Origin of the sequence: Pseudomonas bananamidigenes, from assembly GCF_001679645.1 — a bacterium.
GTDB classification, from domain to species: Bacteria; Pseudomonadota; Gammaproteobacteria; order Pseudomonadales; family Pseudomonadaceae; genus Aquipseudomonas; species Aquipseudomonas bananamidigenes.
Genome location: NZ_LRUN01000019.1, coordinates 62,161 through 69,127, shown reverse-complemented (window position 1 = coordinate 69,127; position 6,967 = coordinate 62,161). Strand labels below are relative to the sequence as shown.

The following is a 6,967-nucleotide window of genomic DNA, read 5'->3' as shown; positions in this document are numbered from 1 at the left end:
AATGCAGCCCGGGACGCTCCGCGTCCCAAAAGCCGAACGCGGAGCGTCCGATGAGGCATTCCCACGCAGAGCGTGGGAACGATCAAGCGTTTCGACGTGGGAACGATCAAAGGCAGAGATTTCGGGCTGCGAAACCGCTCAAGAATGAAGTATTGTTGTGCCCATCCAAAAAAACGTCAGAAGCCTTGAACCGCTTCGGCGGTTGTTCAGTGATAGAGGGTGTCATGGGTAACGAAAGCATCAACTGGGACAAGCTGGGTTTTGACTACATCAAGACCGACAAACGCTATCTGTCGTACTTTCGCAATGGCGAGTGGGACAAAGGCACCCTGACCGAAGACAACGTGCTGCACATCAGCGAAGGTTCCACGGCCCTTCACTATGGCCAGCAATGCTTTGAAGGCCTGAAGGCCTATCGTTGCAAGGACGGCTCGATCAACCTGTTCCGTCCGGACCAGAACGCCGCCCGCATGCAACGCAGCTGCGCCCGCCTGCTGATGCCGCATGTGTCCACCGAGCAGTTCATCGAAGCATGCAAGCAAGTGGTTCGCGCCAACGAGCGCTTCATCCCGCCTTACGGCACCGGCGGCGCGCTGTACCTGCGTCCTTTCGTGATCGGCGTGGGTGACAACATCGGCGTGCGCACCGCGCCGGAGTTCATCTTCTCGGTGTTCGCGATCCCGGTCGGCGCCTACTTCAAGGGCGGCCTGACCCCGCACAACTTCCAGATCTCCACCTTCGACCGCGCCGCGCCACAAGGCACCGGTGCCGCCAAGGTCGGTGGCAACTACGCCGCCAGCCTGATGCCGGGCTCCCAGGCCAAGAAAGCGCACTTCGCTGACGCCATCTACCTGGATCCGCTGACCCACAAGAAGATCGAGGAAGTCGGTTCGGCCAACTTCTTCGGGATCACCCACCATGACAAGTTCGTCACCCCGAACTCGCCATCGGTATTGCCCGGCATCACCCGTCTGTCGCTGATCGAACTGGCCAAATCCCGTCTGGGCCTGGAAGTGGTCGAAGGCGACGTGTTCATCGACAAGCTGTCGGACTTCAAGGAAGCCGGCGCCTGCGGCACCGCTGCGGTGATCACCCCGATCGGTGGCATCAGCTACAACGGCAACCTGCACGTATTCCACAGCGAAACCGAAGTCGGCCCTGTGACCCAGAAGCTCTACAAGGAGCTGACCGGCGTACAGACCGGCGACATCGAAGCGCCAGCCGGCTGGATCGTCAAGGTTTGATCTGACGGCCAGATGCACAAAAGCCCCCATCGATCACTCGATGGGGGCTTTTTCATGGGGTCTGTTTTTGCAGCCACGCCACAAATGTCTGAGCCGAGGCAGAGGCCTGTGGCGCAACACCGTAGTAATAACGTGGCAGCGGCATCCGCAGATCGGGTGACGGACAGACCAGTCGACCACTCGACAGATGCGTGCCCAGCAACGTGGTCGGACACAACGCGATGCCCTCGCCCGCCACGGCAGCTTCCAGCACTCGATGCATGTAATCGAACTGGCGAATCGCCTGGCTTGCACTCTGAGGCTGACCAAAACGCAGCGCCCAGTGATGCCAGTCTTCGCGCCGCGCCCTGACAGTCAGCAGAGTGTGCCGACCCAGATCGGCAAGGTCTGCCAGCGGTATCCGCTCAAGCAGCGCAGGCGCCGCCACCATCAACAATTCATCTTCAAACAACGGGTGTGACTCGATGGTTGACGCCCAGTCGTCGCGGCCACGACGGATGACAATGTCGAAACTGTCCTGCGCTGGATCCGGCGACCGTGTCTGGGTGACCACCTGCGGTTCGATGTCCGGATGCTCTGCCATGAAGGCATCCAGCCGGGGCTTCAGCCATAACTGGGCAAACGACGGTCGGGTGTTGATGGTCACTGTCGGTCGCGCCGCCTGCTGACGCAACTCGGCAGCCGCGTCGGCGATCTGCGCCAGTCCGGCGCTGACTTGCTGATAAAAGCGTTGGCCGGCAGGCGTCAGCAGCGATTGCCGGATACGCCGCTCGAACAGCAACACGCCCAAGTGTTCTTCCAGCAATTTGATGTGCCGGCTGACGGCGCTATGACTCACGTGCAGCTCTTCGGCTGCCAGCGTGAAACTCTGGTGACGGGCGGCGACCGCAAAGGCACGAACCGCATTGAGCGGCGGGAGTGATTTATTCATGGGTCTAATTTAGTCACACATACGCCGCATTTAAAGCGTTTGTCACAGGCACGTCGTCACGCCAACCTGACTGCACGCCCGCCCCCGCGCCCCGATGGAGCCAGACATGCACAGTTACGGACTCTTTGTTCTCTTCGCCACCCTGACCATTTTGAGCCCGGGCCCGGGTGTGGTACTGACCCTGTCCAACGCCGTGCGTCTGGGCTGGACCGGTGCAGTACCGGGGATTCTAGGGATTGCCTCGGGGGCGTTCGTGGTCGCTGCCCTCAGTGCAACCAGTGTCGGTCTGATCCTCAGCGCCTCGGCGGCAGCCTTTACCGTGCTGAAATACACTGGCGCCGCTTACCTGTTGTACCTGGGTTTCAAGAGCTGGCGTTCGGATCGTTTCCGTACCCTGCGAGACATCCGCCCATCGCGCCCGAGCTACCGCTTTCTGGAAGCCGCGTCCCTGCAATTTCTCAACCCCAAAGCCATCTTCTTCTTTCTGGCGGTGTTCCCGCAGTTCATCGACACCGCACAGGCTTTCCTTCCGCAATTTTTCAAACTGGTGGCCTCTTACGCCGTGCTGGTCATGTTGGTGCACGGCAGTTATGCGCTGCTCGCCAATGCCGCCAAGGGCTGGCTGTCGAGCCCGAAAGGTTCCTGGCTGGCGGCAAAGGTCTCGGGAGTGACCTTCGCCGGTTTTGGTTTGCTCATGGCTTCGGCGACGCGTTGAACGGCGGGCGGATGCTCCACCTGTTTCAACGCGATACGTTTGCCGCTACGCCCGGTCATTCCACCGGCCTGCCCGTTCTGCTGCTTGCCCGTCCGCGCCTGGGTAATCAGACCAGGGATCAATTCCCCCTCAGGCAGATTCTTCCAGAAGCGCAGGGGCAAATGCCCCTGCATGACCTTCTCGTTCAGCCGCGCCGGGTTGAAGATATGGCTGTAGTAAGCCAGCCATAAATCACCGCGTGGATCGTCGACGTTCTGTGCCAGTTGTTGCCACTGCGGCGGACATTGGCGCTGATGGATCAATTGTTCGCCATCGTAATAAACGCCATCACGCGGCGTTGCGATCAACCAGCGATGTCGCCCCATGCGCCCGATGAAGTGTTCGCTGGCGCTGTGCAGGATGTCGTGGGCCGGTTCGTGCCACGCCACGTATTGCGGGCCCGGCAGTTCTGCCGGACGCTCGATGAAACGCACGAACGCATGCAGATGATGGGCTTCACGCTGCACCTGCTTGATCCGCCGCTGCAACTCGCTGCCCAGTTTGTCGCCGGCCATCATGGCCGTGCGATCGCCATGGCTGACTCGCCACAGCACCTCGTACAACAGGCTCCAGCGCTGATCACCACGATAGCGTGACGCTTGTTCCAGCGTGTCGAGCAACGCGCGGGGAATCCGCGCCTGAAACGGCCCCTGCCCTTCTGGCACCGACACGTCACTGGCAAACAGATCACTCACCCTCTCCGACGCCCAGCTCACCAGACTCGGATCGATTTCATGGCTGAGCAGCCAGCGGGCCTGTTGGCGCCAGACGTCGAACAGATCGTCACAGTCGAGATTGATCATCCCCATAACCCCATCTGTTGCGGCGTCGGCCGGTCGCGCAACTGCTGATAGAGCATCTGGCTGGAGACCTCCGCCTGTTGCGGGTGGTAATCGCTGGTGATGATGAACGGCTTGGCCTTGGCCAGCACACAGCGCATTCGGGCCACGTCTTCATAGCGGATACGCCGCTGCCGACGCAGCTCCACCAGACGCTCGGTGGTACGCAGGCCGATGCCGGGAATACGCGAAATCAACGCCGGTTCGGCGCGGTTGAGATCCAACGGAAACACTTCACGGTTCTGCAGCGCCCAGGCCAGTTTCGGGTCGATGTCCAGCGCCAGATTGCCCGGCCCCTTGAGCAACTCACCGGCGCTGTAGCCATAACCGCGCAACAGGAAGTCAGCCTGATACAAACGGTGCTCGCGCATCAGCGGCGGCGCGGCCAACGGTACGCTTTTCGGGCTGTCGGGAATCGGGCTGAAGGCGGAGTAGTACACACGGCGCAAACGGAAGTTGCCATACAACGCCTGAGCGCTATGCAGGATGGTACTGTCGTCGGTGTCATCGGCACCGACGATCATCTGCGTGCTCTGCCCGGCCGGGGCGAACTTCGGTGCGCGAGGTTCGTTCAACACAGTCTGTACGCCGGTGTGAATCGTGTTCATCGCCTGCTTGATCGAGCCGATGTGTTTCTCCGGCGCCAGGGTTTGCAGGCTGGTATCGGTGGGCAATTCGATGTTGACGCTCAAGCGGTCGGCATAGCGCCCCGCTTCTTCGATCAGCGCGGGATCCGCTTCGGGGATGGTCTTGAGATGGATGTAGCCTCGAAACTCATGCTCCTCACGCAGCAGCTTCGCGACACGTACCAACTGCTCCATGGTGTAGTCCGCCGAACGGATGATTCCGGAGCTGAGGAACAACCCGCTGACACAATTGCGCCGGTAGAAATCCAGAGTCAGCGTCACCACCTCCTCTGGCGTGAAACGCGCACGAGGCACGTCGCTGGAACGCCGGTTGACGCAATACTGGCAATCGTAGAGACAGAAATTGGTCAGCAGAATCTTGAGCAACGACACGCAACGCCCGTCCGGCGTGTAGCTGTGGCAGATGCCCATGCCGTTGGTGGAACCCAGCCCGTTCTTGCCCTCGGAGCTACGCTTGGGCGCGCCGCTGCTGGCGCAGGAAGCGTCATATTTGGCGGCGTCGGCGAGGATGCTGAGCTTGTCGATGAGTTGCATGGCATGGACCTTATACTGTTCGCATATACAGTATAGAGTCCATCCACAGGCGACAAGCCGTAAAACGACCCTTCGTCAGTCAGCCTGATCACAGTCGGCTGTCAGCTGCGATGGTCGAGGATTTACGCACCGGGACAGGCCGCGTCGCTTCGGACCATTGCACCCCGAATCGCGCCGCCATTTCCTTGCGCCCCACCACCGTCAACGCCAGCGCCCGGCTGTCCAGATCCTGTGTCACCCATTTGCGTTGCAACGCGACCTGCAACAACGCGGCCCCGAGCGATCCGCCCAAATGTGGCCGGCGCATGCTCCAGTCCAGACACGGGCAGGCAAACCGCCGACCCAACGTCGAAAGATCCCTGACCTTGACTCCCAGCCCTTGGAACAGCGCCTCCCCGCGTTCGCTCAAGCGATACGTCTGTTCATCGGTTTCCACCAGCCATCCGCCTTCCAGCAACCGGTCATGCAGCAACACCGCCAACGTCCCGGCCATGTGGTCGTAACAAGTGCGGGCGAATTGCAGGCGATCCGGTGTGTGGGGTTTGAAGGTCGGCGCAGGGTTCTGGCCGATCACCATCAGCGCTTCCAGCGCCTGGGCCACACGCTTGTCGGCGAGGCTGTAATAACGGTGGCGGCCCTGCACATACAGGCGCACCAGCGCCAGGTCCTTGAGTCTGGCCAGGTGCGCGCTGGCGGTCGAGGCGCTGACATCGGCAAGGCTCGCCAGCTCCGTGGCGGTGCGGGCGTGGCCGTCCATCAGCGAACACAGCATTTTGGTTCGCGCCGGCTCCGCGATGGCGGCCGCCACCTGCGAGACGCCGATGTCTGGATGTTCTGCGTGCATATTTCGCTCCCGGACGAATCATCGCCCCCAAGGACTGGAGATAGTAGCAACACTTTCCCCACCGACAAGGTTGCGACCCATGGACCCGATCATCGCTGCGACTCACGCCGATCCTTATCCTTACTACGCAAAACTGCGCTCTGAAGGCGGTCTCATCTTTCATCACGGACTGAAACTGTGGGTGGCCAGCAGTGCCCGGGCGGTTTGCGCCGTCCTGGCGAATCCGGATTGCCGGGTGCGTCCGGCGCAGGAGCCGGTGCCCAAAGCCATCGCCGATGGCATGGCGGGCAAGGTGTTCGGCCAGTTGATGCGCATGAATGATGGCGAAGCTCAGCGGTGCCCGCGTTCGGCCATTGAGCCGACGCTTGGGCTGATCAATGACGACGATGTCCGGGCGTTGGTCGCCGCTCGGCTGGTGACTGACGATGCCGACGGCTTATATAAGGCAATGTTTCGTGGGCCGGTGTGCGTAGTTGCAGCGTTGCTCGGATTCTCCCCGGCGCAAGCGCGGGCGATCAGTGAGCTGACCGCCGATTTTGCAGCGTGCCTGTCGCCGCTGAGCAATGACCTGCAACTGGCCGCAGCCCATCGGGCAGCGGAGCAATTGCACGGTGACTTCATTGAATTACTGGCAGATCCGAACCCGTTTCTCGCCGACATTCAACAACGCTATTCAGGCGAAGAGGACGTGCTGATCGCCAACCTCATCGGTCTCTGTTCGCAGACCTTTGAAGCCAGTGCCGGCCTGATCGGCAATGCGTTGGTGGCGTTGCAGCGTCAGCCGGAATTACGCAACGTGTCAGTCGATTCGCTGCTGGCCGAAGTCCAGCGCTTCGATCCATCGGTGCAGAACACCCGCCGTTTTGTCGCGAACACCTGCGAAATCGACGGCATGCGACTTGAAGCAGGTGAGGTGATTCTGGTGTTACTCGCCTCGGCCAATCGCGACCCGGCACTGAATGAAAACCCGGATCAATTTCTGCCGGATCGCCCGAACCGCCGCAGTTTCACGTTCGGCAGCGGTCGCCATCAATGCCCGGGGCAAAGGTTGGCGATGACGATTGCCAGCGCCACCGTCGGTGAAATCCTCGCCCATGACATCGACCTGAGCCGCTTCACCTGGCATTACCGCCCTTCCCTCAATGGGCGGATTCCACTGTTCAGCGAAAAATGA

6 protein-coding genes and 1 pseudogene are annotated in these 6,967 nt (G+C 61.0%); 3 read left to right on the top strand and 4 right to left on the bottom strand.

Annotation, left to right across the window (positions count from 1 at the left end; translation table 11 throughout):
* Window positions 1-224 precede the first annotated feature (224 nt).
* Window positions 225-1,244: a branched-chain amino acid aminotransferase gene (locus BBF94_RS07660; protein ID WP_065258437.1), complete on the top strand. Its 1,020-nt coding sequence runs from the start codon at window positions 225-227 to the stop codon at window positions 1,242-1,244.
* A gap of 52 nt (window positions 1,245-1,296) precedes the next feature.
* Here the strand turns inward: BBF94_RS07660 and BBF94_RS07655 are convergent, their stop codons facing one another.
* Window positions 1,297-2,175 carry a LysR substrate-binding domain-containing protein gene (locus BBF94_RS07655; RefSeq protein ID WP_065258436.1) on the bottom strand — a complete coding sequence of 293 codons (879 nt, stop codon included), beginning with the start codon at window positions 2,173-2,175 and terminating at the stop codon, window positions 1,297-1,299.
* A 106-nt stretch (window positions 2,176-2,281) separates the two neighbouring features.
* Here BBF94_RS07655 and BBF94_RS27065 point away from each other — a divergent pair, with 106 nt between their 5' ends.
* Window positions 2,282-2,890: a LysE family translocator gene (locus tag BBF94_RS27065; protein ID WP_082302376.1), complete on the top strand. Its 609-nt coding sequence runs from the start codon at window positions 2,282-2,284 to the stop codon at window positions 2,888-2,890.
* 23 nt (window positions 2,891-2,913) lie between these two features.
* Here the strand turns inward: BBF94_RS27065 and BBF94_RS07650 are convergent.
* From BBF94_RS07650 to BBF94_RS07640, 3 genes and pseudogenes are all read right to left on the bottom strand, one after another.
* Window positions 2,914-3,732, bottom strand: a pseudogene (locus BBF94_RS07650) (TIGR03915 family putative DNA repair protein); the annotation flags it as partial.
* Window positions 3,729-4,949 (bottom strand): putative DNA modification/repair radical SAM protein, encoded by a 1,221-nt coding sequence (locus tag BBF94_RS07645; RefSeq protein WP_065258435.1) that lies wholly within the window; start codon window positions 4,947-4,949, stop codon window positions 3,729-3,731. The pseudogene BBF94_RS07650 and the gene BBF94_RS07645, both read right to left, overlap by 4 nt.
* Before the next feature lie 88 nt (window positions 4,950-5,037).
* Complete coding sequence (locus tag BBF94_RS07640) at window positions 5,038-5,793, bottom strand: ArsR/SmtB family transcription factor (RefSeq protein ID WP_065258434.1); 756 nt, start codon at window positions 5,791-5,793, stop codon at window positions 5,038-5,040.
* A 79-nt stretch (window positions 5,794-5,872) separates the two neighbouring features.
* On the opposite strand from BBF94_RS07640, the gene BBF94_RS07635 reads away from it, so the two are divergent.
* Complete coding sequence (locus tag BBF94_RS07635; protein ID WP_065258433.1) at window positions 5,873-6,967, top strand: cytochrome P450; 1,095 nt, start codon at window positions 5,873-5,875, stop codon at window positions 6,965-6,967.

Excerpts from the sequence above, each read along its gene's own strand:
- BBF94_RS07660 (WP_065258437.1), top strand. The coding sequence starts at position 225 with ATGGGTAACGAAAGCATCAACTGGGACAAGCTGGGTTTTGACTACATC.
- BBF94_RS07655 (WP_065258436.1), bottom strand. The coding sequence starts at position 2,175 with ATGAATAAATCACTCCCGCCGCTCAATGCGGTTCGTGCCTTTGCGGTC.
- BBF94_RS27065 (WP_082302376.1), top strand. The coding sequence starts at position 2,282 with ATGCACAGTTACGGACTCTTTGTTCTCTTCGCCACCCTGACCATTTTG.
- BBF94_RS07645 (WP_065258435.1), bottom strand. The coding sequence starts at position 4,949 with ATGCAACTCATCGACAAGCTCAGCATCCTCGCCGACGCCGCCAAATAT.
- BBF94_RS07640 (WP_065258434.1), bottom strand. The coding sequence starts at position 5,793 with ATGCACGCAGAACATCCAGACATCGGCGTCTCGCAGGTGGCGGCCGCC.
- BBF94_RS07635 (WP_065258433.1), top strand. The coding sequence starts at position 5,873 with ATGGACCCGATCATCGCTGCGACTCACGCCGATCCTTATCCTTACTAC.